We start from the raw sequence: 24,904 nt of genomic DNA, 5'->3' as shown, positions 1-24,904 counted from the left end.
CAAATTGATCGTCCCGCCGCGACTCGCCGGTTGTGCGGGGCGCGGCATTGCGGCATGGGTGGGGCAGTTCAATGGAACCTCTCACACCCTTCCCCTGGTTCGACGTCGTCATCATCCTCGCGCTGGTGGCGTTGAACGGCGTGTTCGCCATGTCCGAACTCGCCATCGTCTCCGCGCGCAAGGCACGGCTCGAAGGCTTGGCGAAAGCGGGGGGCAGGGGTGCTGCTACCGCGATGCGGCTGGCCGACGATCCCGGCAAATTCCTGTCGACCGTCCAGATCGGCATCACCCTGATCGGCATCCTGTCGGGCGCCTATTCGGGCGCCAGCCTGGGCGGGCCGGTCGGCGAGCGGCTGGTGCTGCTGGGCCTGCCCGAATCGCTCGCGGCCAATGTCGGGTTCGGCGTCGTCATCGGCGTCACGACCTTTGCCAGCCTGGTGATCGGCGAACTGGTGCCCAAGCAGTTCGCGCTGCGCAGCCCGGAACCGATCGCGGTGCTGGTCGCGCTGCCGATGCTGTGGCTGTCGCGGATCACCGCGCCGTTCGTGTGGCTGCTCGACACCACCTCGGGCCTGATCTTCAAGCTGCTGCGGATGAACCGCGAATCCGAAAACCGGGTGACGGCGGAGGAACTGCACCTGCTGGTCGCCGAAGCCAGCAAGTCGGGCGTGATCGAGGAGCATGAGCGCTCGATCATCTCGGGCGTCGTCCGCCTTGCCGACCGTCCGGTACGCGAGGTGATGACGCCGCGGACCGAAGTCGAATGGCTCGACGTCACGCTCGACGATGCCGGCATCCGCGCGGCGATGGCGACGACGCCGCACACCCGCCTGCCGGTGGCCGAAGGATCGGTCGATGCGGTGATCGGCGTGGTGCAGGCGCGCGACATCGTCGCGGCGATCTGTCGCGGCGAACCGCTCGATCTGCGCACGCTGTTGCACGAGGCACCGGTGCTGCCCGATCAGGTCGATGCGATGGACGCGTTGCAGGCGATCCGCCGGGCGGCGGTGCCGATGGGCCTCGTCCATGACGAATATGGCCATTTCGAAGGAATCGTGACGCCAGCCGACCTGCTGCGCGCGATCGCGGGCGATTTCGCGTCGGATGCGGAGGAGGGCGACCATCCGCATATCGTCCGGCGCGACGACGGATCGCTGCTGGTATCGGGCCAGACGCCTGCCGACCAGCTGGCCGAACGCATCGGCATCGACCTGCCCGAGGACCGCGACTATGCGACCGTGGCCGGCCTCGCGCTCGCCATCCTCAAGCACCTGCCGACCGAGGGCGAGCATTTCACCGAACAGGGCTGGCGCTTCGAGATCGTCGATATGGACGGGCGCAAGATCGACAAATTGCTGGTGGAGCAGGCGGCGTAACGCGCCACCCGGTTTCGCCTGCGTAACGGTCCGTTAGGGAGATTGGGGCTACCGCTCGTGTCGAAAGGTATACGATCTTGGCGATGGCGGCACCCGAACTCCTAGCGTTGGTCATGAACCATATGCGCCACGGCATGCTCGTCTATGATGCTGCCGAGCGAATCGTGCCGATGAACGCGCATGTCGGCCGCATGCTGGGCTTTGCCGGTTCGGCCATCGGCCCCGGGGCGAGCTTGCCGGAATATCTCGCCCATGTCGGCGCGGCCGTCGGCTGGTCGCCGGACCGGGTGGCCGGGGTCGTCGAAAATCATCGCGCATGGCGGCGGGCGGGCGAAGTGCGGCACTTCGACCATCATTTCGACGACGGGACGATCCTGGAAATCTGCTTCACGCCGGTCGATCAGGGGGGCGCCATCCTGACCTATGTCGATGTCACCCATACGCGCCACCTGACCAAGGTCAGCGAGCGCCGCGAGAACCTGACCCGCGAAGCCGGTACGTTGCTCCACCGGGTCGCCGACATCGCCGCGCAGAAGCGGGTGGTCGCCTTCAATGCCCGGATCGAGGCGGCACGGATCGGAGAGGGCGGCCGGGCCTTTGCGGTCGTCGCCGACGAAATCCGGCATCTGTCGCGCCAGACGTCCGACGTCCTGCACCACATCAACCACGTCATCGATGAATCGCTGCGCCTGATGTAGCGCGGGTACGACGCGGTATCGACCGGCGCTACAGCTTTCCGAACCTGGCCTCGAACCCGGCGATATCGCCCGCCGCAAGGAACTGCGCCTGTTCGACCCAGCGATCCTTCGTCATGCGCGGTGCGAACATGCCGAGTTGCGCGGCGACCGCATCGGCCCGGGCGGCATCCAGTGTCGCCAACGTCGCGATATCGGGAACGCCCTGTTCGATCAGCATCGCCGCGACCTTGGGGCCGAGACCTTTCAGGCGGGTCAGGTCGGTATCCGCAGCAGCGGGCGCGGCCGGTATCGGGGTGGCGACCGGAGCAGGCGCGGGAGCGATCGCCGGTTCCGGCATGCGCTCGACCGGCGTCCGTTCGACCGGCGGAGTCGGACGCGCAGTCTCGACCGCTGCCGCCGGCTCGGGGACCGCCGCATCGCCATGCTCCAGATGCCCGGCATCCTCCAGCTCGCGCGCTGCCTGCCGCCGCGCCCGCGCCAGCTTCATGCCATAGGCGATGCCGATGATCGTCAGCACCGCCAGCACGGCGATCAGGACGAAATGGACCGTCGTCAGCGCGCCCAGGAAACCGGGCGATTGCAGGGGAGTGGTGCCGCTATCCATCGTCTCAATCCTTCATCGCCGCTTCGCGCGCGACTTCCCGCCAGCCGATGTCGCGGCGGCAGAAGCCCGGAAAGTCGAGCGCATCGACCGCCCGGTACGCCGCTTCCTGCGCGGCGGTCACACTGGCCCCGCGCCCGGTCACGGCCAGCACCCGGCCACCGGCGGTCACAACGCCTGCACCCTCCGAACGGGTTCCCGCATGAAACACCGTCGCGCCGGTCGCCTCCGCCGCGTCGATCCCGCCGATCGCGCGGCCCGTTTCCGGCGTGCCCGGATAGCCGGGTGCCGCCATCACGACCGTCAATGCGGTATCGTCGCTGAAGGCGGGCGGCGCCACCTCTGCCAGGGTTCCCTGCGCGACTGCCAGCAGCACCGGCAGCAGATCGCTGTCGAGCCGCGCCATCAGCACCTGGCATTCGGGATCGCCGAAGCGCGCGTTGTATTCGATCAGCTTCGGTCCGCGATCGGTCAGCATCAGCCCGGCATAGAGAACGCCGGAATAGGGCGTGCCACGCGCTGCCATCGCGCGGACGGTCGGCGCGACGATGGTATCGATCGCCAGTTTCTCCAGCGCCGGCGTCAGGACCGGGGCGGGGGAATAGGCCCCCATGCCGCCGGTATTCGGCCCGGTATCGCCGTCGCCGACGCGCTTGTGGTCCTGCGCCGACCCGAACGGCAGCAGCGACACGCCATCGGTCAGCACGAACAGGCTGGCTTCCTCGCCGGCGAGGAACTCCTCGATCACCGCCTCGCCGCCGGCATCGGCAAAGATCGCGGCCAATGCCCCCTCGGCCTCGGCACGGTCCATCGCCACGGTCACGCCCTTGCCTGCCGCAAGCCCATCGGCCTTGATGACGACCGGCAGCGAGAAGGGGGAGAGCGCGGCGATCGCCTCGTCGAGCGACGACACGCGGACATAGCCTGCGGTCGGGATATCGGCCTCGCGGCACAGATCCTTGGTATAGCCCTTCGACCCTTCGAGCTGCGCCGCCGCTGCCGATGGCCCGAAGGTCGCGATGCCGGCCGCGCGCAGATCGTCGGCAAGGCCGGCGACCAGCGGCGCTTCCGGCCCGACCACCACCAGCTTGACCGACCGTTCGACGCAGAAGCGCACCACCGCGGCGTGATCGGTCACGTCCAGCGGGATCAGCGTCGCGGATTGGGCGATGCCGGGGTTGCCGGGCGCGGCATAAAGCGTATCGAGAAGCGGCGACTGTGCCAGCTTCCACGCCAGCGCATGTTCGCGCCCACCCGATCCGATCAACAGGACATTCATGGACGATCGTTTCCCCGATTTTATGTCGAGCCGGCTCGTAGCCGAGCCGCGCGCGAACGACAACGCCGCGCCCGAAAGCGTCAGCGAACTCGCCGGCCGGTTGAAGCGGATGGTCGAGGGGGAGTTCGGCCGCGTCCGGCTGCGCGGCGAGATTTCGGGCTATAAGCGCGCGTCGTCGGGCCATGTCTATCTGGCGCTCAAGGACGATGCTGCGCTGATCGACGGGGTAATGTGGCGCGGATCGGCGGGGCGGCTGGCGTTCACGCCGCAGGACGGCGTCGAGGTGATCGCCACCGGCAAGCTCACCACCTATCCCGGCCGCTCGCGCTACCAGATCGTGATCGATCATCTGGAGCTGGCCGGCGAGGGCGCGCTGATGGCGCTGCTCGAGAAGTTGAAGGCGAAGCTGGCGGGCGAGGGGCTGTTCGATCCGGCGAAGAAGCGTCCGCTGCCGTTCATGCCGCGCACCATCGGCATCGTCACCTCGCCGACCGGCGCGGTCATCCGCGACATCCTCCACCGGCTGGCCGATCGCTGCCCGACGCATGTGCTCGTCTGGCCGGTCAAGGTGCAGGGCGAAGGCGCGGCGGCGGAGATCGCGGCGGCGGTGAAGGGGTTCGCTGCGCTCCCCCCGCGCCCGACTTCCGAAGAATCGAACCCGTACCCCCGCGCAGGCGGGGGTCCAGAGCCGGAAGCACCGGCGTCGGCGACTGAAACCCTGGACCCCCGCCTGCGCGGGGGTACGGCAAATGGTGAGCGCGGCACGATCTATCGCCCCGACCTCCTGATCGTCGCGCGCGGCGGCGGGTCGATCGAGGATCTGTGGTGCTTCAACGAGGAAGTCGTCGTTCGCGCGGTCGCCGCCTCGCCGATCCCGGTCATCTCGGCGGTAGGCCATGAGACCGACACGACCCTGTGCGACCATGCCGCCGACCTGCGCGCGCCGACGCCGACCGCCGCCGCCGAACTGGCGGTGCCGGTCCGCGCCGACCTTGCCCACACGCTCGCCACCCTGTCGCTGCGCACCCAGCGTTGCGTGCGGCGCTATCATGATCGCGGGCGCGAGCAGCTCGCGGCGCTGGTCCGCGTCATGCCGCGCCGCGACGCGTTGCTGGGGCCGCAGCGCCAGCGGCTGGACGATGTCGCCGGTCGCCTGTCGCTGGCACTCGAACGCCGCGTGGCAACCGCGCGGCGCAACCTCGACCGTCACGGCCATGCGCTCAGGCCTGCGATGCTGACCCAGCGGCTGGCGCAGGCGCGCGCCCGATTCGACGGCACCGCACGGATGCTGGAACAGGTGAACCCCGACAATCTGCTGCAGAAAGGCTATGTCCGCGTCGTCGCGAAGACGAACGGCAAGACCGTCGCCACCGCCGCCGATGCGCGCGCGGCCGGGGCGCTGCAACTCCACTTCCGCGACGGCGTGCTGGACGCGAAGGTTGAGCGTGCCGGAGGGCGCGCCTATGTCGAGCCCACGCAACCCACCCTGCTCTGATCCGGACACCCAAGATGCTGAAGCCCGAAAGCCGCCCCGCCAAGCTCCACTACCTGACCAATAACTTCCGGGTGCTGGCCGATGGCGACTTCGTGACCTGTGCGGTCACCGGCAGCCGTATCCCGCTCGACGAACTGCGCTACTGGAATGCAGGCCGCCAGGAAGCCTATGTCGATGCCGAGGCATCGACCAAGGCGCTCGCGCCGGAGTGATCGCCGCCACCGTCCTGATCGCGGCCGCTCCCGCCGCGATCGTGCTGAGCGGTGCGCCGGGGCAGGGCGCGGTGCTGACCGGCAGCGTGGCCGTAGGCGCGACGCTGCAACTGGACGGACAGCCGGTCGCCGTCGCGCCGGACGGGCAGTTCCTGATCGCGTTCGACCGCGACGCCGGCCCGTCCGCGACACTGATCGCGACGCTGCCTGATGGCCAGCGCATCGTCCGTCCTTTGAGCGTCGCGCCGCGCGCGTGGCGGATCGAGCGGCTGCCGACCCTGCCGCGCATCGCGCAGCCCTCCGCCGAATTCCAGCGCCGCCGTGCGCCCGAACTTGCGCAGATCGCCGCCGCGCGGGACATAGCGACCGATGCGCAGGGGTGGCGGCAACGCTTCGCCTGGCCGGTCAAGGGTCGCATCTCCGGCCTGTTCGGGTCGCAGCGTATCTATGCCGGCGAACCCGGCGCCTATCATTCGGGCGTCGATGTCGCGCGCCCGACCGGCACGCCCGTTGCCGCGCCCGCCGATGGCGTCGTCATCCTCGCGGCGTCGGCCCCCTTCACGCTGGAGGGCAATCTGCTGATGATCGACCACGGCATGGGACTGAACAGTGCGTTCCTCCATCTGTCGCGCATCGATGTGAAGCCGGGCGACCATGTGCGCCAGGGACAGGTGGTGGGCGCCATCGGCGCGACCGGGCGGGCGACGGGGCCGCATCTCCACTGGGGCATGAAATGGCACGATGCGCGGATCGATCCGCTGCTGCTGACCGGACCGATGACGCCGTGACGGAACCCTCGGTGCCAGAGAAACATTCCGCATCTGTATCAAAGGGGAACTCGATCATGCTGCGTGCCACCTTGCTCACCGCCATCGCCGCCACCGCGCTTGCCGGCTGCACCACCACCGCCTCGACCGGAGCGAGTGCCGGCCGGACCGCCACCGCGCCGCTGCGCACCGCCGCCGGTGCCGATGTCGGCACCGTCACCGCGACCGAAATGGCGGGCGGCATCCAGATCATGATCGACGCACGCGGCATGCCCGCCGGCGTCCATGGCGCGCATGTCCACACCACCGGCCGCTGCGACGCGCCCGATTTCACCACCGCCGGCGGGCATTGGAACCCCACGTCGAAGCAGCACGGCACCAGCAACCCCGCCGGCCCGCATGCGGGTGACGCGCCCAACCTGACCATCGGTGCCGATGGATCGGGGTCGGTCACGATCATGCTGCCCGCCGGCACGATGGACGGGCTGCTCGACGCCGATGGAGCGGCGTTCGTGGTCCACGCCAATGCCGACGACTATAAGACCGACCCGTCGGGCAATTCGGGTGGTCGCATCGCCTGCGGGGTGTTCACCGCCGCCTGATTGCGCATGGCGGCCGGGCGGCGCATAGCGGGTCCATGACCACGCGACGCTCCGTTCTGGCCGGCATGGCCGCCACCGCCACCCTGTCCGCCCTGCCTGTCCGCGCGCAGGGATGGCGGCAGGCGCTGATCGCCGGCACCTATGCCGGAAAGGGCGGGGCGGGGGTCTATCGCCTGCCCGCTACGGCACGCAGCTGGAGCGTCGGCGACGCCGATCCCGCGCTGAAGGACGCATCCTTCGGCGTGTCGCGCGGCGACATGCGTTATTTCGTGCGGGAATTCGCGCAGGGGCGGATGGTCGCGACCGACCGCGACGGCAAGGTCCTTGCCGACCTGCCGAGCGGCGGCGACGATCCCTGCCATGTCGCGATCGCGCCGAACGGCGGCCTGCTGGCGGTCGCCAATTATTCGTCGGGCACCGTCGCGCTCTATCCGCTCGCCGCCGGCATGCCGCAGCCCCCGATCATCCGCCAGCATAAGGGCACCGGCCCGCGCAAGGACCGTCAGGCGGGGCCGCACGCGCACTGGGTCGGCTTCACCCCCGACAATCGTTTCCTGCATTCGGTCGATCTCGGCGCCGACGCGGTCTTCGCCTATGCGCTGTCGACCGGAGAGATTGGCGAGCCGGCGGTCGCATGGCGCGCGCCGGCGGGATCGGGGCCGCGCCATCTGGCCTATCACCCGACGCTGCCAATCGCCTATGTCGTCACCGAACTGGCCAACACGCTGACCACGCTCGACGCGCAGTTCGACGGCACGCTGACCGCGCGCGCCACGACCTCGCTGCTCCCGCCCGATTGGCAGGGCACCTCCTATGCCGCGCATATCGCGATCGATCGCGCCGGCCGCCGCCTCTATGCCTCCAACCGCGGGCACAACAGCATCGCCGTATTCGACCTGGCCGAGGACGGCAGCGCGACGCTTGCCCAGCATGTCCCGTGCGGCGGCGACTGGCCGCGCTTCTTCCTGCTGCTGCAGGAGATGGGGCAGCTGCTCGTCGCCAACGAGCGCAGCGGCACGGTGTCGATCCTCGACCTGACCTATGACGGCCGCCTGCGCCCCACGCCCGTGCGCATCGCGGTGCCGGGCGTGGTGTTCCTCGACCGGGCATAGGCTACGCCAGCAGGTCGACCACCGCCGCCAGCTTCTCGTCCAGCACGCCCAGCATCGCGGTCCATCCGCCCAGCGCCTCCAGCTCGCCCGGCCCGTCCGAAATGCCGCGCAGGCCCATGACCGGCACGCCGAAGCGCTGGCAGGCGCGCACCACGGCATAGGTCTCCATGTCGACCATATCGGCATCGATCCGCGCATAGTCGTCGCCGCCGACGATGTCCGCGCCGGTCGACAGCCGCGCCGTCGGCCAGTCGAGCGCGGTGCCGAGCGGCAGCACCGCGCCGAAATCGGCAAAGGGCACCACTCCCTTGGCAAAGCCGATGCGCGACGCGTTCATGTCGCGCCACGACACGCTCGCCACCTGCCACACCGATCCCAGCGGGAGCGTCCGCGATCCCGCCGATCCGATCGACACGACCAGATCGGGCAGCGCGCCCGTTGCCGCCGCCTCGGCCAGCATGGTCGCCGTCGCGACAGCGGCCTCGACCGGGCCGACGCCGGTGACGAGCGGATCGAACCGGCGTTGCAGCTGCGCGCCATATTCGTGGCGCGTCGCCATGACGAACGCGATACGCCTCGGCACGTTGGTCACGGGCATGTCGGTAACCGTCAGCCGGCTGCCGACCCGGCGCGATGGCGGCGTTTCCATTGGCGGGTGTGGTTCAGAAACATGTCACTGAACGCATAGCCCATGACGATCGTCGCGGTCGACGGGCCATAGCATTGAACGGTAATGACATAGACGTTCAGCAACGCCATCAGCGTCAGCTTTTCATTGTCCATGCTCTTGATGGTCGCGGTGAACATGCCGATCACGAACAGGATGAACGGCACGCCCAGCATGACATAGGTCGCCACGTAGAAGTTATCGACCGGCACCATCAGATAGGCGAGCTGCGTATATTCCATCGGATAGGTGAAGCAGCCCAGGCCGCAACCGGTGATGAGCCCGATCGGGAAATTCTGCCCCAGATAGGTGAACGGGAACGTCCAGGTATTGTTGATCCGGTCCTGCATGCTGAACAGCATCGGATCGATCTTCGTCAGGTCGGTACCGCCCAGCGCCAGCATCAGGATGAAGGGAACCGGCACTAGCACGAACGACCATTTCGCGAACAGGCGCGTCAGTTCGCGCCGGCGATCGCCATCGTCCTTGCGCAGCCCCGGCAGCACGACGAACAGATAATAGGCCGCGAACAGCACGCCGCACCCGATCGCGGTCTTGCTGGTCGACAGGTGCAGCGCGAGGCCGACCGGTCCGGCCATCAGCAGCACCAGCTTCGGCGAGATATGGCGGTGGACGATGACCAGCGGAAACAGGCACATATAGGCCGCCATCGTGCTGTCGCCGGCAAAGCCGCCATAGCGGATCGCGCCGCCCGACCACCATACGCGGCCGACCGCCTTGGTCTGGCCAAAGGTTTCGACCGCCATGCCGACCCAGGGATAGTCGAACAGCGGGGAGCATAGCAGCCCCACGGTCGACACGACCGCCAGCATGAACATGAAATAGCAGGCCCATTTCCGATCGGCGATCGATCGCCCGGCAAAGGCGAGGCCGACGAACATCGGCGACATCAGCTTGACCGACGACAGCAGCGCGACCGCCGACGACGCCATAAAGATCCAGCCAAGGATCGCCGAGACGAACACGCTGATCGAAAACAGGATCGCCCATGCCGATTGCCGGCGGATCGCCAAGACCCAAACGAAATAGGCCACGACCAGGAACGACATGAAGTCGGGCACGAACCACGCACCCGCAAGATGGAATTTCGGCAGCCAGTAGCGGAACACGCCGGTCAGCGCATCGCGCGTGCCATAGGTCAGGAACACGATCGTCAGCGGCAGCACCGCCCGGTCGACATCGACGTCGCGGACCCAGCGGCGCAGCCCGGTCGGGGCGGACGGCATGTCCGGGAACTGGGAATCGATCGTCGTTGCCATCGCAGATATCCGATTGGCGGTCAGGCCGCATGATGGTCGCGCACGTCCGGCCTGTCCGGATACCGGCACGACAGCCGCGTTCTACGGGCGCGGGGGACAAAGTACAATGCCATGCCGCAATGCAGCAAAGTGCCGTACTGGCGCAGTTTTTCGATATGCATCCGACACGAGAATCGTTACGGATACAGCATGATGCCCGGCAATCCGGGATTCTGCTGCAATGCCGCATGGTCCGGCATTTCGTGCATAACGGCGGATTAACCGGTCGGCGTAAGTCACTGTCCAGACAGTGTCGGTAGAAACGAACATGTTATCCCACCCGGAGAGCCTGTCCGTGCCCAGCTTCGCCACCGCCACCGCCTTTCTCTCGACGCTCGGTGTCAATGCCCATTCGGGCAATGCCGGCTATGCCAATTCGAGCATCGTCAACAACAGCCTCGCCTATCTCGGCATCAACCGCGTACGCGACAACCTGCCGACGCTCGGCACCGCCAGCGCGGTGACCAACGCGATGGCCGCCGCCGGGGTGAAGTTCGACTTCCTCATCAGTTCGTCGCTGCCGACGGCGGGCGATGCCGCGCTCGTCGAGCATATCAAGGCGATCGAGGCGTTCGCGGCGAACTACAAGGGCAGCGTGATCGCGGTGGAGGGGCTGAACGAGGCCAATATCCAGGCGTTCAGCTACAAGGGATCGTCGTCGCTGGCCGCCGCCGGCGCGTTCCAGAAGGCATTGTACGGCGCGGTGAAGTCCAATGCGGGACTGGCCGGCATTCCGGTCATCAACATGTCGCTGGGCATGGAAAGCGACGCCGATGCCGCGGCGCTGGGCGACCTGGGGGCCTATTCGGACTTCGCCAACGCCCATGCCTATACCGCGACCGGGCAGCAGGCGGACAAGGTGATGGAAGCATCGCTGGCCCGTGCGCAGCGCACGTCGCAGGGCGATCCGGTGGTCATCACCGAGACCGGCTATACCACGCTCGCCAGCAATCCCGACCTGGGCGTGAACCAGTCGGCACAGGCCAAGCTGACGCTCAACGCCATGCTGCTGGCGTTCGAGAACGGCGCGCAGCAGACCTATCTGTACGAGCTGCTCGACAGCAACCTTGCGCCCGACGGGCCGCAGAAGGAAAAGAATTTCGGCCTGTTCAACGCCGATGGCACGCCCAAGCTGGCGGCGACGGCGATCCACAACCTGACCACGATCCTGGGCTATGTCGATGCCGGGACCGGCACCGATGCCAGCAAGGCGAAATATACGCTCGGCAACCTGCCGGGCGATGGCCATTCGATGGTGCTGACCAAGGCGAGCGGGGCATGGGACCTGGTCGTATGGCGCGACGTGAAGGCGTGGAACGACCCGCTCGACAAGGAAAACGTGACCGAGGCGAAGACGGTCACCGTCGATCTGGGCGGCGTGCAGAAGACGGTCTATGTCTATGATCCGCTGGGCGGGACCAAGCCGATCGCGGTCTATACCAACGTCTCCTCGATCCAGCTTGCGGTCGGCGATCGTCCGCTGGTCGTGGAGGTGGGCGCCGCCGGGCCGGTCGTCGACCTGCCGCCGGTCAGCGCGCCCGACCTGACGATGACCGCCGCGCAGTTCGCGACGCAGATCGACACGCTCGCCCGGTCGAGCGGCCTGAAGTCGGTCACGCTGACCGACGGCAAGGTGATCGAACTCGCGTCGGATGCGACCAAGGACTATGTCGTCAAGAATTACGGCGCGCTGTTGGCCAAGGTCGCCGGCGGCGGCGTCAGCTTCAAGGTCAGCGAGACCGGATCGAACTGGCGGCAGGACCGGCTGTTCGACGGCGCGGGCAAGCTGACCTCGACCACCGACCTTGCCTTTGACGGCGGCGTGCTGAAGCATTCGCGCACCGTCACCGCCACGGGCGACGTGACCGACAATGTCTACAGCGGCGGCAAGCTGTCGCAGGTCGTGGCGGTCAGCAACGGGCGGACCGTGACGACGACCTATGACGTCGCGACGGGCAAGATCGCCGAACTGGTCGAGAAATCGGCCAATGGCGACGTCGCGGTGTCGAGCTACACCAAGGGCGTGCTGTCGGGCTATACGCTCAACCGCGCCGATGGCAGCCGGACGATCGACGAATTCGATGCGGCGGGCGTACGGACCCGCGAGGTGACGGTGGATGCCGCCGGTACCTGGACCACGTCGATCTATGCGGGCGGGGCGGTCAAGTCGCACTATATCCAGCGCCGCGACGGCAGCGGCGAGAATATCGCGTTCGGCATCACCGGCCAGCCCTACGTCACGATGCGCCAAGTCACCGATGCCAAGGGCGTGGTGACGCTGGTCGAACGGTCGCGGGCCGACAGGACGCTGGTGTCGACCGACGCCGTGGCGGCGGACGGGACGAAGACCGCGACGACCTATGGCGCGACCGGCAACAAGCTGAGCGAGGTGATCGCCGCGGCCGATGGCAAGCGCACGACGCTGACCTATGACGCGACCACGGGCAAGCTGGCCCAGTCGATCGTGCAGGCCGGCGGCGATACCGTCACCACCACCTATACCGGCGGGGTCGTGACCCAGCTGCTGAGCGTGCGCGCCGATGGCAGCCGCGACACGATCAGCTATGACGCGCAGGGCCGCAAGACGAGCGACGTCGCGGTCAGCGCCGGCAATGTCTGGACGACGCAGCAGTTCGACGCGGCGAGCGGCAAGCTGACCCGCAAGTTCGTGCAGAATACGGACGGCAGCGGCGAGAATGTCAGCTACGGCATCACCGGCCAGTCCTATGTGACGATGCGGCAGGTGACCAATGCCAAGGGCGTGGTGACGCTGGTCGAACGGTCGCGGGCCGACGGGACGCTGGTGTCGACCGACGCCGTGGCGGCGGACGGGACGAAGACCGCCACGACCTATGGCACGACTGGCAACAAGCTGAGCGAGGTCGTCGCCGGTACCGATGGCAGCCGCACCACGCGCACCTGGGACGCGACCACCGGCAAGCTTGCCCAGTCGATCGTGCAGGCGGGCGGCGATACCGTCACCACCACCTATACCGGCGGGGTCGTGACCCAGTTGCTGAGCGTGCGTGCCGATGGCAGCCGCGATACGATCAGCTACGACGCGCAGGGCCGCAAGGTCAGCGATGTCGAGGTGACGGCGGCCAAGACGTGGATCACGCAGCAGTTCGACGCGGCGAGCGGCAAGCTGACCCGCAAGTTCGTCCAGAATGCGGACGGCAGCGGCGAGAATGTCAGCTATGGCATCACCGGCCAGTCTTATGTCACGATGCGGCAGGTGACCAACGCCAAGGGCGTGGTGACGCTGGTCGAACGGTCGCGCGCCGATGGCAGCCTGGTATCGAGCGAGGCGGTCGCCGGCGACGGGACCAAGACGACCACGACCTATGGCACGACCGGCAACAAGCTGAGCGAGGTGATCGCCGGGGCCGATGGCAGCCGCACCACGCGCAACTGGGACGCCGTCACCGGCAAACCGACCCAGTCGATCGTGCAGGCGGCGGGCGACACGCTGACGACGACCTATACCGGCGGCGTGGTGACGCAGGTCCTGACCGTGCGTGCCGATGGCAGCCGCGATACCGTCAGCTACGACACGCAGGGGCGCAAGACGACCGAGGTATCGGTCAGCGCGACGAAGACGTGGACCACCATCCAGTTCGACGTCGCCACCGGCAATCCCGCGCGCAGCTTCGTCCAGAATGCCGATGGCAGCGGCGACAACACGACCTATGGCATCACCGGCAAATCCTATGTCACGCTGCGCCAGGTGACCGATGCCAAGGGCAAGGTCGTCGAAATCTTTCGCACCCATGCCGACGGGACGCTCGACTATCACGAACGCAACGATGCCGATGGCGCGCGCGAGATCAGCAATTTCGATGCGACCGGGCTGAAGCTGAACCAGCTGAACATCCATGCCGACGGCACGCGCGTGTCGATGACCTTCACGCCCGATACCCAGGCGCTGGCCCAGAAACAGACGCAGACGGCGACGGGCGACCTGATCGACGCGACCTTCGTCAACGGGGTGATGACCGCGCAGCGCACGGTGTTTGCCGATGGGCGCAAGGTGAACGAGGCGGTCGTGGCCGGCACGCGCCAGATCGATACCTTCGCCGCCGATGGCAAGCGGATCAGCGCGGTGACGGTCGATTCGGCCAACACCTGGACCACGCTGATCTACGACGCGGCGGGCAAGCCGTCGCGGCGCTATGTCGAGCGGACCGACCATAGCGGCGAGGTCACCGCCTATGGCATCACCGGCAAGAGCTATGTCACCGAAACCCAGGTGATCGATGCCGCGGGCAAGGTGGTGGGGGTCACGCGCCTGCACGCCGATGGCAGCCTCGATTATACCGAAACCAATGCGCCCGACGGCAGCAGCGTGCTGACCTATTATGACGGGGCCGGACGCAAGACGCTGAACGCCGCGATCGCCGCCAATGGCGACAAGTTCACCACCCGCTTCGATGCGAAGTCGGGCGGGATCGTCGACACCATCGCCGAAACCGCGACCGCCAAGGTGCAGTCGGTCTACAAGGCGGGCCGGGTCGAAACCCGGGTCACCAACGACCTGGTCAAGGGCGACCGGATCGTCGAGACGTTCGATGCGCAGGGGCGGCTGGCGACGAAGGCGACGACCGATGCCGGCGGCAATTGGGAAACGCTGCGCTACGACGTGGCGAGCGGCGCGGTCAGCCGGCGCTTCGTGGAATATGCCGACGGCAGCGGCCAGAATTTCAGCTATACCGGATCGGGCGCGTCGCTCGTCACCGACTGGCAGAAATATGACAGCGCCAAGCGGACCGTGGCCGGGGGCCAGACCCGTGCCGACGGCACCCGCATCGCCGGCTTCACCGTCGCCGCCGACGGGACGAAGACGAGCGAATGGTTCGACGCCGCCGACCGCCGCCAGAGCCAGGTGACCGCCGCCGCCGATGGATCGAAGACCTCGCTCTATTTCGATCCGGCGACGCAGTTGCTGGTCAAGAGCGTCGTCCAGTCGTCGGCGGGCGACACCATCACCGCTTCCTATCGGAACGGCGTGGTGACCGACCGCACGACCCAGATGGCGAACGGCGCGAAGATGACCGAGAGCTTCTCGGCAAACGGCCACGACCTGTCGGGCGCCCGCGCGCTGTCGGGATATCAGGCGGTGCTGTTCGACAATGGATCGGGCAAGATCGCCGGTACGCTGGCGGACGAGGTGCTGCTGGCCGATCGCGCGGCGACGACGATCCTCACCGGGGGCCTGGGCAAGGACCGCTTCGTGATCCAGCGCGGCGCCAGTGCGACGATCACCGATTTCGGTGTCGGACACGACCTGCTCGACCTCAGCGCGCTGACCAAGGGCGGGCAGCCGACCATCACCCTGTCGGGCGGCAATACCGTGCTGCGCTTCGGCAGCGGCGAGACGGTGACCCTGGCCGGGGTCGATCCCAGCCGGCTGGTCGCTTCGCCGCAGGCGAGCGGGGTGTATATGCTCGGCTGATCGATCGATCCTCCGCGGCCCGTACCACCGCCCCGCATCGGACCACCGGTGCGGGGCGGTGTCGTTTCGTAACGCTAACGTCATGAAAATGCTTGGCTTCATGTCGGTGATGTGACGCCGCCCGCAAGGGAATCTTAGGCATTCGGCGTTAAGCATGTCCCATCCCGGTCCGCCGATACGCTGCGCCGCACCATGGCATGGCGACGTGCCGGACCGTTGTGAAAGGGTATGTGCGTGCAACATCGGGGTGGGCGTCGCGGGACCGCGACGGGCGGAACGACGGGCGGGGTGGCGGCATGATCCACCAGACGATCCGCAACGACAGCGGGCTGGTCGCGCTGGCGGCGCTGCTGGAAATCCATGGCATCGCGGTCGATCCGGCGCAGCTGCGCCACGAGATGGGGCATTTCCATACCGTGTCGGCCGACGACCTGATCCGGCTGACCGGCAATATCGAGGGCGTGCGCGCGAAGAAGCGCCGGGCGTCCTTCGCCGATCTCGCCCGCCTCCCGCTGCCCGCGCTGGCCGACGGGGTCGATGGCTGGTTCCTGATCGGGCAGGTCAGCGACGACGCGGTGCTGGTACAGCGTCCCGGCCTGCCGGTGACCAAGGTCAGCCGCAGCGATTTCGAGCTGATGTGGTCGGGCGAGCTGGTGCTGGTCACCACCCGCGAGAGCGCGCGGCTCGCGCTGCGCGACTTCGACTTTTCGTGGTTCATTCCGCAGGTCGTGCGCTATCGCCGGCTGATCGGCGAGGTGCTGCTCATCACGCTGGCGCTGAACCTGCTCGGCCTTGCCGCGCCGCTGTTCTTCCAGAATGTGGTCGACAAGGTGCTGGTGCACGAGACGATGTCGACGCTGACCGTGCTGGTCGTCGGCTTCGTCGCGGTGTCGCTGTGGGAAACCGCGTTCGGCTGGCTGCGTACCAGCCTCTATTCCGAGACCAGCCAGAAGATCGACGTCGAACTGGGCGCGCGGCTGTTCCGCCATCTGCTGCGCCTGCCGCTCAGCTATTTCGAGCAGCGCCGGGTCGGCGACACCGCCGCCCGCGTCCGCCAGATCGAGACGATCCGCGAATTCCTGACCAACGCCTCGCTGACCGTGCTGATCGACCCGGTCTTCACGCTCGTCTTCCTCGCGGCGATGGCGATGTATTCGTGGACGCTGTTCGCGGTCGCGGTGCTGACCATCCCGGCCTATTTCGTGATCGCCATGCTGGTGACGGGGCCGCTGCGCGCGCGCATCGCCGACAAGTTCGAACGCGGCGCGGCCAACAACGCGCTGCTGATCGAGACGATCGGCGGGATCCAGACGGTGAAGGCGGCGGCGGTCGAGCCGCAATGGCAGGATCGCTGGGAACGCCAGCTGGCCGGCTATGCCGGGGCGAACCAGCGCGTCATCAACCTCGGCAATTCGGGGTCGGAGGCGATCCAGCTGGTATCGAAGCTGAACATGGCGGCGATCCTGTATTTCGGGGCGCAGGCGGTGATCTCGCACGACCTGACCATCGGCGGCCTCGTCGCGTTCAACATGTTCGCGCAGCGCGTGTCCGGCCCGGTCATCCGCATGGCCCAGCTGTGGCAGGAGTTCCAGCAGGTCCGCCTGGCGGTACAGCGGCTGGGCGACCTGCTGAACCAGCGCGTCGAGCCGGGATCGGGCAGCCAGAGCGCGCCGCACGCCATTCGCGGCGACGTGACATTCGAATCGATCCGCTTCCGCTATGCCGACGAAGGGCCGTGGACGCTGGAGGATGTCGACCTGACCATTCCCGCGGGATCGACCCTCGGCATCGTCGGATCGTCGGGATCGGGCAAGTCGACGCTGACCAAGCTGCTCCAGCGCTTCTACGTCCCCGCCGCGGGCCGCGTGCTGATCGACGGGATCGACATCAGCCAGATCGACCCGGCATGGCTGCGGCGGCAGATCGGCGTGGTGCTGCAGGAGAATATGCTCTTCAACCGGTCGGTGCGCGAGAATATCGCGCTCGCCAATCCCGCGCTGCCGCTGGAACAGGTGATCGAGGCGGCGACGCTGGCCGGCGCGCACGACTTCATCACGCGCCTGCCGCAGGGCTATGACACGATGATCGAGGAACGCGGCGCGAACCTGTCGGGCGGGCAGCGCCAGCGCCTCGCCATCGCCCGCGCGCTCGTCACGCGGCCGCGCATCCTGATCTTCGACGAGGCGACCAGCGCGCTGGACGCGGAGAGCGAGGAGATCATCCAGACCAATCTACGCGCGATGGCCGAGGGGCGCACCGTCATCATCATCGCCCACCGCCTGTCCGCGATCCGCCAGTGCGACACGATCGTCGCGATGGAGCGCGGCCGGCTGGTCGAGGCGGGCGATCATGACGAACTGCTGAAACTGGGTGGCCGCTACGCCGATCTTCACCGACGCCAGATGGGCGTCCTGCACGGAATTGCCGCATGAGTGCCGTTGCTTATCACTGGAGCCTGTTCCGCCGCGCGCTGGCCGACGATCGTGCCGAGGCGCGCGACCGGAAGGAGAATCTCGAACCGCGCTTCCTGCCCGCCGCGCTCGAAGTCATCGAACGGCCGGTATCGCCGACCGGACGGCGGACCGCGTGGGTCATGCTCGGCTGCCTCGCCGCGACATCGGCATGGCTGGTGCTGGGCAAGGTCGATGTCGTCGCCACCGCCGATGGCAAGATCGCGCCGGTCGGCAGCGTCAAGCTGGTGCAGGCGGCGACCGCCGGCATCGTCCGCAACATCCATATCCATGACGGCGACCGGGTGAAGGCGGGGCAGGTGCTGGTCGACCTCGATTCGACCGTATCGGGTGCCGAGGAATCGCAGGCGGCGCGCGCGCTGCTCGCCGCCGAGATCGACGTGGCGCGGGGCCAGGCGATCGTCGACGGGTTGAGCGGCGGGGCGGGGCATTTCGTCGCCCCGGCCGGCACGCCCGCCGATGTGGCGGATACGCAGCGGCGGCTGGTCGCCGCACAGCTGGCGACGATCCGGGCCGAGGGCGCGGGGCTGGCGGCGGCGCGGTCGGCAGCCTTGTCCGACGCGGCGGCGGCGCGCGACCAGGTGCGGACCTACGACGCCAATCGCCCGCTGATGGACAAGCATCTGGCGGCGATCACGACGCTGGCCGACAAGGGCTATGCGTCGGGCCTGCGCCTGCTGGAGGTACAGCGCCAGCGGCGCAGCGAGGCGGGCAGCCGTGACGTCGCGGCGGCGCAGGTCGCGCGCGGCAATTCGGAGGCGCGCCGCTATGCCCAGCAATATGCCCAGTCGCGCGAGGCGGCGCGGCAGAGCGCGTTGACCGACCTTGCCCGTGCACAGGCCGAGGCGATGATGCGCCGCGAGGAACTGACCAAGGCGCGCGACCGCAGCCGGATGCAGCAGCTGCGCGCGCCCGTGGACGGCACGGTACAGCAGCTCGCGGTGCATACCATCGGCGGCGTCGTCGAACCGGTCCGGCCGCTGATGGTCGTCGTGCCCGACGATGCGCTGGTGATGGAGGCGCGGGTGATGAACCGCGATGCCGGCTTCGTCCGCGCGGGGCAGCCGGTGTCGGTCAAGCTGGAGGCGTTTCCCTTTACCCGGTTCGGCACGGTGCCGGGCCGTATCCTGACGATCAGCCGCGACGCGGTGCAGGATGAGAAGACGCCGCCTTATTATGTCGCGCGCATCGCACTCAACCAGCGGACCATCGAGGCCGATGGCCGCCGCGTGCCGTTGACGCCGGGACTGTCGGCGACTGCGGACGTGCGCATCGGCGAGCGGCGGATCATCCGCTATCTGTTCGACCCGATGGATACCGGCATTCGCGAGGCTGCACGGGAGCGGTAGGGGCTACGACGTTGCCTCGCTTCTGTCGTACCCCCGCGAAGGCGGGGGGCCAGAGCCACGCAAGTCACCGCCTGCGTCTGGGGCCCTGGACCCCCGCCTGCGCGGGGGTACGGTCGGGCTTTGCGAGTGCCCCGGATTCTTGCGCAGGTCGGACGGACCACCTCCGCCCGGACTAGCCGCCCGTCACGCCAGTTCGGCGTACACCCGGTCGATATCGTCGGTCATCCGTTCGGCGGTATAGCGGTCGTGGAAGCGGGCATGGCCGGCCTGCGCCAGCACGGCCAGTTTTTCCGACGACAGCGCCTCGATCGCCGCGCGGATCGCGGCGGGATCGTTGACGGGGACGGTGATGCCGTAGCGACCGCTGTCCATGATGTCGTTCAGGCCGCCGGCGGCGGCGGCGAGGACCGGTTTGCCGACGCGCATCGCCTCAACCGCGACCAGTCCGAACCCTTCCCAGCGCGACGGCACGACCAGCATGTCGCATGCCTTCATCTCCGCCACCACGCCGTCGCGGTCGCGCCAGCCGCGAATGTCGACATGGGGCAGGGCGGGGGGATGATAGCCGCTGCTGACCGCCGGCGCGCCGACGATGCGCAGCGCGACCTTGTCCGCCAGCGGGCGGATCGCCTCGATCAGCAGGTCCAGCCCCTTTTGCCGGTCGAAGCGGCCGACGAACAACAGCTTCAGCCGGTCGTCCTGCCACGGCACCGCGGGAATGGCGGGCGGCGCGGCGGCGATGCCGTTGGGCACCACCGCCAGCCGCTTTTCGGCGATGCCGATCGCGCGGGCGCGGCGTTCCTCATGTTCGGAGATCAGGATGATCTTTTCCGACCGCAGCGCCAGCAGCCGTTCGGTCGCGACCAGCAGTTTGCGCGCCGGTGCCGGCATCTCGATATCGAACGCCCAGCCATGCGGGCAGAAGACCGTTGCCGGCCGCCGCCCGAACCGCAGCACGCGGGTGACGATCCCCGCGCCAAACGTATGGCCATGAACGATATCCGGGCGGAATTCGCGCCGGACCGACAGGAAGGTCAGCGCGAGCCGGGCCATGCCACGCAGCCGGCTCTTGCGGGTGAAATAGCGGAACTCGACCCCGCTGTTCGCCAGGCGCGGTTCGATATGGTCGCGATGCTCCTCGGGCATCAGCAACATGACCTTGCCCGGCCCCCGCCGCTGCGCCTGCAACGTCAGCAGTTCGGCGAGGTAGCTGCCGGTGCCACCGATGATGCTGTCGCAGACGTGCAGGATACGCATGACGGGATCGTAATCGCGGACGTCAGACCAGCACGGTGCCGGTGATCGCGATCCGCCGTTCGTCCAGCCGGTCGACCAGCTGCCGCGCGGCGCGGCGGGCGGTGACGTTCTTGCGCAGCAGCAGGATCGCCTGGTCGAAGCCGGTAAGCGCCGCCGCGATCGACGCGCCGCTGGCCGCACCCTGTACGCTGAGCGCCGCCAGCGTCTGCGTCACCGGCAGGTTCCAGTCATAGCTGCGCTCCAGGATCGGGCGCTGTTCGAGCGCCGCCTGTCCGGTCGCGCCGCCCGATCCGGCGACCCAGAGGTTGGCGATCGGCGTCGCCTGCGCCTCGGTCCGCTCAGGCAGGCCGAACAGCGGATGGACCGATGCCTGCGACAGATTGCCGTCGATCAGCAGCGTCGGCGTCTGCATCCGCGCCATCACGACCGACAGGTTGGCGGCGAACGCGGCCAGTTCCTCTTCGCAGTCCAGCCCGATGATCGCGCAGGAAAAGGCCTGCTGTTCGCCATCGGTGCCGTAATGCTGGACGATCCGGCTGCGCACCGTGCGCAGCGCGACGACATAGGGCAGTTCGAGATCGAACGCCGCGACCAGCGACGGATCGACCTGCGCCGCCGACACCGCCGGGGCGACGCCGACCCGCTCCGCGCGATCGGCGGCGATCGGGGCGGTATCCTCCGCCCAGTTGCTCGACCGGATCCTCATGCCGCGAACTCCCTGTTCGAATGGTGGCGACCGGCGCCGTCGAGCGCGGTCATGTCGACGATGACGTCAAGGTCGAGCGCCGATGCGGTGCCCGATGCGGTGCGCAGGCGCGGCCGCACGAATTCCTGCGCGGCGGCGGCACCGATGCCGGCACCCAGCCCCAGCACCAGCGCGGCGGCGAACCACAACGGCAGGTTGGGGGTCGAGGGCAGCAGCGGTGCCACGGCTTCGTCGAGACGGCTGGCATTGGCCTGCGAAATCTCGCTCTGCAGCGAGGCTTCGTTGAAGCGCTGGCGCACCGTGTCATAGGTCTGGCGGGTGGCGTCGACGTCGCGCTGCAGGACGTTCAGCTGGTCCTGCACGCCCGACATGCTCAGCATCCGCTGCTGCTGCTGTTCCAGCCGCGCGCGCAGCTCGGCCTCGCGCCGGCCGGCGGCAAGGCTGGCCGAATCGAGCGCGCCGGCCTGGGTCGAACGGGCCTTGGCCAGTTCGCTGCGCAGCGCCGACAGCTGGGCATTGGCGGCGACCATCGTCGGATGGGCGGCGCCCAGCGTCTTCGACAGTTCGGCGACCTTGCCCGCCTGCAACCCGACCTCGCGCTGCAGTTCCTGCACGATGGTGGAGGATTCGACTTCCGGGCCGTCCGACGACGTCGCGCGGGCGCGGGCCGCGGCGGCTTCGGCCTGGGCCTGCACCAGTTCGGTCGACAGGTTCTTCGCCCGGTCGCCTTCGATGTCCATGCGGTCGACGCCGACGATGCCGTTGGCGCGCTGGAAGTCCGACAGGCGGCGCTGGGCCGCTTCGAAACGTTCGCGCACGGCACGGGTGCGCTCGTCATACCATTTCGCGCTGTTGCGCGCCGGGCTGGTGCGCAGCTCGACCTGCTTGGTCAGATAGGTGTCGACGATGCGGTTGAGCGTCGCCGCCGCCGCTTCCGGATCGGTCGCGGTATAGCTCAGGCGGATGACGTTGCTGCCCTTTTCGCTGCCGATCATCAGCTGGCGGCGGAGCAGCCCGGTCGCGTTCTGGATGCGCTGTTCGGCGGTTTCGCCAAATGCCGCGCTCTGGAAGGCGGGGTCGGTCCGCGCGACTTCCTCCAGCACCGCGTTGCTGCGGATGATGTCGATCTGCGTCCCGATGATCGTGTCGATCACCGATGCGTTCTGCTGGGCGTTGCCATTGGCGTTGGCGGCGTTGCTGTCGCTCTGCGTCAGGTCGACCAGCAGCGACGAGGAGGCGCTGTACTGCCGCTTCTGCACCATGGCCAGCGCGACTAGTGCGCCGAACACGAGCAGCCCGACGATAATCACGGTACGCAGCCGATGCCGGATCGCGCTGATCAGGTCGGAGAAGCTCATCATTGGGTGGCCCCCTTGTCGTGAAGAAGCGCGCGCAGGTCGTCGCCCGCGCCGCGGCCGATGCTGCCGCCGTCCGACGCGATCTTGCGGGTGAAGAGCAGCAAGAAGAATTGCGGCGCCAGCGAATCGTCGAACACATATTGGCCGGACGTGCTGCTTTCGACCAGGATCGGGGCGAGCGTGTCGAGCATGGCATCGACCTGTTCGGCGCTGCCGGGTTCGCCAAGCTCCGCGATCACCTCCGCCCGGTCGACGCGCGAGCGCATCGCGGCGTTGAGGCAGATGATGGCGGCGGGCAGCGCCGACGCGCGCGGCCGGTCGATCTGCGCCAGCAGCAGGTCGGCGTTGCGGCGGCTGACGTCGCGCCATTCGGCGAACGCGACCTGCAATCCGCGCGACGCGACATCGGCGTCGATCACGGTCTTGCCCATCGCATCGGCCTGCAGCGCGGCATAAAGGCCGAACAGCCGCAGGTGATAGGGCGATCCGACCGCCGCCGACACGATCGTCGCGGCGGCATCGTCGGTGATGTCGAGATCGACACGGTTCAGGCAGCGGCGCAGCAGCGCGTCGAGATCGGTCGGGGTCAGCCCGCCGACCGCGACGCCGATCAGGTGGCGGCGCAGCGAGGGATGGCCGGCGATCAGGTCCTCGAGATTGGCGGCGATGCCGATCGTGACGATGCTGACCTCGGAACGCATGTCCGACAGCAGCTTCATCAGCGCTGCCAGCTCTGCCTTGGTCTCCTGCGAATGCACCCGGTCGAACTCGTCGAGCATCAGGATCGTGCGCCGTTCCACCCGGTCGGCGAGCAGGCTGGCCAGCCGGCGCGCGTCGAACGGTTCGTTCAGCAGCGCGTCGACTTCCGACCGGCGCACCTTCGACTGCGGTTCGGCGGCGATGTCGAGCAGATAGGGGCGGAACAGGTCGTGGAACGCGATGTCGCCGCTGGCGAGATTGTAGAGGACGAGGCAGCCGCGCTCATCGGCCATGTCGCCGAAGATGCGCGACAGCGACGTCTTGCCCGACCCGCGCGCGCCATAGATGATGCCGTGCTTGCGATGGTCGAGGACCGCATCCAGCAGCCGTTCCAGCTCGTTGGTACGCCCGGCCAGCGCCGCGCGATTGGCGACCGGCATCCCGGTGTCGAACACCTCGTGCATGATCGCCCGCCGCGACCGTTCCGGCCTGGCCGGCGCCGGCGGGGCCTGGAACGGCACGGCCGGGACCGGAGCGGCACCCTGCACCGGGCGGGGCAGGCTGCGCACGGCCGGCTGCGGCTCCAGCAGGCGGCCGAGCCAGTCGGCGAACTGACGGAAGACGTTCATACGCGATACCTTGCGAAACGCTGACGGGGCCGGACGGGCGGTACGGGCATCAGAACCATTTTTCCTTGATGACCAGCACGTCCTCGGGCTGCACCACGTCGTCGAGCGACGGCTTGGTAAGCGGCTTGCCGCCGCGGCGCACCTCGATCCGCCGGGTCGAACCGGCGAGCGTCGGCCCCTCGGCCAGCGCCAGCGCCTGGCGGAAGGTCATGCCCGGCGTCACCGGGAAGGCGCCACCGCGATTGACCTCGCCATAGACATAGACCTTTTCGGCGGTCGGCACGAACACGGTGTCGCCCGGTGCCACCAACCGCGTCGCGGCGGTGGCGGCATCGGTCAGCGAGATGCGCTCGACCTGCCCGTTGGCGCGGGTCAGGATGACGGTGTTGGCACCATCGGCACGCGCGCCGCCGGCCTTCGCGACCATCGCCGCGACCGAATAGGGCTGGTCGAGCGCGTAGAGGCCGGCGGTCGGCACCGCGCCCAGCACGGTCACCGTCTTGCTGGCGAAGGTCGTCACCTCGATGTTGATCGACGGCGCGCTCAGGATCTTCTGGCGCAGGAAGGTGCGCATCATCTCGTCGGACAGCTGGCCCGTCGTCTTGCCCGCCGCCATGACAGTGCCGAGATAGGGGGCGGTGATCGTTCCGTCGGCGCGGATGCGCGTCTTGTAGCTCATGTCGGGCTGGCCGAAGACCTTCACCTCGATCTCGTCGTTCGCGCCGAGCACATAGGCGGCGGCAGGCGCCGATGCCGGTGCATAGGCCGGGGCAGCAGCGGTCTGCGCCATGGCGGCGGGGGCGAGCGCCAGCAGCGGCGCGGCGGTCAGCAATGCTCGAAACATATGCATGGTCG

At 68.2% G+C, this 24,904-nt stretch carries 19 protein-coding genes; 10 read left to right on the top strand and 9 right to left on the bottom strand.

All coding sequences use genetic code 11. The features are described 5' to 3' along the window. The first annotated feature begins 71 nt into the window (after positions 1-71). Both PPZ50_RS16655 and PPZ50_RS16650 read left to right on the top strand, forming a co-directional pair. Positions 72-1,376 (top strand): hemolysin family protein, encoded by a 1,305-nt coding sequence (locus PPZ50_RS16655; protein ID WP_272815578.1) that lies wholly within the window; start codon positions 72-74, stop codon positions 1,374-1,376. An 83-nt stretch (positions 1,377-1,459) separates the two neighbouring features. Then, a complete protein-coding gene (locus PPZ50_RS16650) occupies positions 1,460-2,074 on the top strand; it encodes a PAS-domain containing protein (RefSeq protein WP_272815577.1) in 615 nt (204 codons plus the stop codon). 28 nt (positions 2,075-2,102) lie between these two features. Here the strand turns inward: PPZ50_RS16650 and PPZ50_RS16645 are convergent, their stop codons facing one another. Both PPZ50_RS16645 and purD read right to left on the bottom strand, forming a co-directional pair. Then, positions 2,103-2,678 carry a hypothetical protein gene (locus PPZ50_RS16645; protein ID WP_272815576.1) on the bottom strand — a complete coding sequence of 192 codons (576 nt, stop codon included), beginning with the start codon at positions 2,676-2,678 and terminating at the stop codon, positions 2,103-2,105. A gap of 4 nt (positions 2,679-2,682) precedes the next feature. Further along, positions 2,683-3,954 (bottom strand): phosphoribosylamine--glycine ligase, encoded by a 1,272-nt coding sequence (gene purD, locus PPZ50_RS16640; protein WP_272815575.1) that lies wholly within the window; start codon positions 3,952-3,954, stop codon positions 2,683-2,685. Here purD and xseA point away from each other — a divergent pair. The 5 genes from xseA to PPZ50_RS16615 are packed head-to-tail and all read left to right on the top strand — an operon-like array spanning position 3,953 to position 8,142. Then, the gene (xseA, locus tag PPZ50_RS16635) at positions 3,953-5,449 is read left to right on the top strand and encodes an exodeoxyribonuclease VII large subunit (protein WP_272815574.1); all 1,497 of its coding nucleotides are present in this window, start codon (positions 3,953-3,955) and stop codon (positions 5,447-5,449) included. The two genes, purD and xseA, sit on opposite strands and share 2 nt — an antisense overlap. A gap of 14 nt (positions 5,450-5,463) precedes the next feature. Beyond that, on the top strand, positions 5,464-5,661 hold the full coding sequence (locus PPZ50_RS16630; RefSeq protein ID WP_272815573.1) for a DUF2093 domain-containing protein: 198 nt from the start codon (positions 5,464-5,466) through the stop codon (positions 5,659-5,661). After that, positions 5,658-6,449 carry a M23 family metallopeptidase gene (locus PPZ50_RS16625; RefSeq protein ID WP_272815572.1) on the top strand — a complete coding sequence of 264 codons (792 nt, stop codon included), beginning with the start codon at positions 5,658-5,660 and terminating at the stop codon, positions 6,447-6,449. The genes PPZ50_RS16630 and PPZ50_RS16625 overlap by 4 nt, the downstream gene beginning before the upstream one ends. A 56-nt stretch (positions 6,450-6,505) precedes the next feature. Next, the gene (locus PPZ50_RS16620; protein ID WP_272815571.1) at positions 6,506-7,030 is read left to right on the top strand and encodes a superoxide dismutase family protein; all 525 of its coding nucleotides are present in this window, start codon (positions 6,506-6,508) and stop codon (positions 7,028-7,030) included. Positions 7,031-7,065: 35 nt separating this feature from the next. After that, positions 7,066-8,142, top strand: a complete 1,077-nt coding sequence (locus PPZ50_RS16615) for a lactonase family protein (protein WP_272815570.1) — start codon at positions 7,066-7,068, stop codon at positions 8,140-8,142. Between the two features lies 1 nt (position 8,143). Here PPZ50_RS16615 and PPZ50_RS16610 read toward each other — a convergent pair whose 3' ends face one another. After that, positions 8,144-8,740, bottom strand: a complete 597-nt coding sequence (locus tag PPZ50_RS16610) for a 5'-methylthioadenosine/S-adenosylhomocysteine nucleosidase (RefSeq protein WP_272815569.1) — start codon at positions 8,738-8,740, stop codon at positions 8,144-8,146. A gap of 11 nt (positions 8,741-8,751) precedes the next feature. Further along, positions 8,752-10,089 carry a hypothetical protein gene (locus PPZ50_RS16605; protein ID WP_272815568.1) on the bottom strand — a complete coding sequence of 446 codons (1,338 nt, stop codon included), beginning with the start codon at positions 10,087-10,089 and terminating at the stop codon, positions 8,752-8,754. Positions 10,090-10,396: 307 nt separating this feature from the next. Here PPZ50_RS16605 and PPZ50_RS16600 point away from each other — a divergent pair, with 307 nt between their 5' ends. From PPZ50_RS16600 to PPZ50_RS16590, 3 genes are all read left to right on the top strand, one after another. Next, complete coding sequence (locus tag PPZ50_RS16600; protein ID WP_272815567.1) at positions 10,397-15,580, top strand: hypothetical protein; 5,184 nt, start codon at positions 10,397-10,399, stop codon at positions 15,578-15,580. A gap of 230 nt (positions 15,581-15,810) precedes the next feature. Next, positions 15,811-18,012 carry a type I secretion system permease/ATPase gene (locus PPZ50_RS16595; protein ID WP_336314562.1) on the top strand — a complete coding sequence of 734 codons (2,202 nt, stop codon included), beginning with the start codon at positions 15,811-15,813 and terminating at the stop codon, positions 18,010-18,012. After that, positions 18,009-19,400 carry an HlyD family type I secretion periplasmic adaptor subunit gene (locus tag PPZ50_RS16590; RefSeq protein ID WP_272815566.1) on the top strand — a complete coding sequence of 464 codons (1,392 nt, stop codon included), beginning with the start codon at positions 18,009-18,011 and terminating at the stop codon, positions 19,398-19,400. The genes PPZ50_RS16595 and PPZ50_RS16590 overlap by 4 nt, the downstream gene beginning before the upstream one ends. 183 nt (positions 19,401-19,583) lie before the next feature. On the opposite strand, the gene PPZ50_RS16585 is transcribed toward PPZ50_RS16590, so the two are convergent. The 5 genes from PPZ50_RS16585 to PPZ50_RS16565 are packed head-to-tail and all read right to left on the bottom strand — an operon-like array spanning position 19,584 to position 24,899. Beyond that, positions 19,584-20,657, bottom strand: a complete 1,074-nt coding sequence (locus tag PPZ50_RS16585) for a glycosyltransferase family 4 protein (RefSeq protein ID WP_272815565.1) — start codon at positions 20,655-20,657, stop codon at positions 19,584-19,586. A gap of 22 nt (positions 20,658-20,679) precedes the next feature. Beyond that, positions 20,680-21,363 carry a hypothetical protein gene (locus tag PPZ50_RS16580; RefSeq protein WP_272815564.1) on the bottom strand — a complete coding sequence of 228 codons (684 nt, stop codon included), beginning with the start codon at positions 21,361-21,363 and terminating at the stop codon, positions 20,680-20,682. Next, positions 21,360-22,724 (bottom strand): GNVR domain-containing protein, encoded by a 1,365-nt coding sequence (locus PPZ50_RS16575; RefSeq protein WP_272815563.1) that lies wholly within the window; start codon positions 22,722-22,724, stop codon positions 21,360-21,362. The genes PPZ50_RS16580 and PPZ50_RS16575 overlap by 4 nt, the downstream gene beginning before the upstream one ends. Beyond that, complete coding sequence (locus PPZ50_RS16570; protein WP_272815562.1) at positions 22,721-24,049, bottom strand: ATP-binding protein; 1,329 nt, start codon at positions 24,047-24,049, stop codon at positions 22,721-22,723. The genes PPZ50_RS16575 and PPZ50_RS16570 overlap by 4 nt, the downstream gene beginning before the upstream one ends. Before the next feature lie 49 nt (positions 24,050-24,098). Next, on the bottom strand, positions 24,099-24,899 hold the full coding sequence (locus PPZ50_RS16565; RefSeq protein ID WP_272815561.1) for a polysaccharide biosynthesis/export family protein: 801 nt from the start codon (positions 24,897-24,899) through the stop codon (positions 24,099-24,101). Positions 24,900-24,904 lie beyond the last annotated feature (5 nt).

It is taken from the genome of Sphingomonas hankookensis (genome assembly GCF_028551275.1).
In the GTDB taxonomy this organism is placed as follows: Bacteria; Pseudomonadota; Alphaproteobacteria; order Sphingomonadales; family Sphingomonadaceae; genus Sphingomonas; species Sphingomonas hankookensis_A.
This window is presented reverse-complemented; position numbering and strand designations above follow the sequence as displayed.

Excerpts from the sequence above, each read along its gene's own strand:
- PPZ50_RS16655 (WP_272815578.1), top strand. The coding sequence starts at position 72 with ATGGAACCTCTCACACCCTTCCCCTGGTTCGACGTCGTCATCATCCTC.
- PPZ50_RS16650 (WP_272815577.1), top strand. The coding sequence starts at position 1,460 with ATGGCGGCACCCGAACTCCTAGCGTTGGTCATGAACCATATGCGCCAC.
- PPZ50_RS16645 (WP_272815576.1), bottom strand. The coding sequence starts at position 2,678 with ATGGATAGCGGCACCACTCCCCTGCAATCGCCCGGTTTCCTGGGCGCG.
- xseA (WP_272815574.1), top strand. The coding sequence starts at position 3,953 with ATGGACGATCGTTTCCCCGATTTTATGTCGAGCCGGCTCGTAGCCGAG.
- purD (WP_272815575.1), bottom strand. The coding sequence starts at position 3,954 with ATGAATGTCCTGTTGATCGGATCGGGTGGGCGCGAACATGCGCTGGCG.
- PPZ50_RS16630 (WP_272815573.1), top strand. The coding sequence starts at position 5,464 with ATGCTGAAGCCCGAAAGCCGCCCCGCCAAGCTCCACTACCTGACCAAT.
- PPZ50_RS16620 (WP_272815571.1), top strand. The coding sequence starts at position 6,506 with ATGCTGCGTGCCACCTTGCTCACCGCCATCGCCGCCACCGCGCTTGCC.
- PPZ50_RS16615 (WP_272815570.1), top strand. The coding sequence starts at position 7,066 with ATGACCACGCGACGCTCCGTTCTGGCCGGCATGGCCGCCACCGCCACC.
- PPZ50_RS16610 (WP_272815569.1), bottom strand. The coding sequence starts at position 8,740 with ATGCCCGTGACCAACGTGCCGAGGCGTATCGCGTTCGTCATGGCGACG.
- PPZ50_RS16605 (WP_272815568.1), bottom strand. The coding sequence starts at position 10,089 with ATGGCAACGACGATCGATTCCCAGTTCCCGGACATGCCGTCCGCCCCG.
- PPZ50_RS16600 (WP_272815567.1), top strand. The coding sequence starts at position 10,397 with ATGTTATCCCACCCGGAGAGCCTGTCCGTGCCCAGCTTCGCCACCGCC.
- PPZ50_RS16590 (WP_272815566.1), top strand. The coding sequence starts at position 18,009 with ATGAGTGCCGTTGCTTATCACTGGAGCCTGTTCCGCCGCGCGCTGGCC.
- PPZ50_RS16585 (WP_272815565.1), bottom strand. The coding sequence starts at position 20,657 with ATGCGTATCCTGCACGTCTGCGACAGCATCATCGGTGGCACCGGCAGC.
- PPZ50_RS16580 (WP_272815564.1), bottom strand. The coding sequence starts at position 21,363 with ATGAGGATCCGGTCGAGCAACTGGGCGGAGGATACCGCCCCGATCGCC.
- PPZ50_RS16575 (WP_272815563.1), bottom strand. The coding sequence starts at position 22,724 with ATGATGAGCTTCTCCGACCTGATCAGCGCGATCCGGCATCGGCTGCGT.
- PPZ50_RS16570 (WP_272815562.1), bottom strand. The coding sequence starts at position 24,049 with ATGAACGTCTTCCGTCAGTTCGCCGACTGGCTCGGCCGCCTGCTGGAG.
- PPZ50_RS16565 (WP_272815561.1), bottom strand. The coding sequence starts at position 24,899 with ATGCATATGTTTCGAGCATTGCTGACCGCCGCGCCGCTGCTGGCGCTC.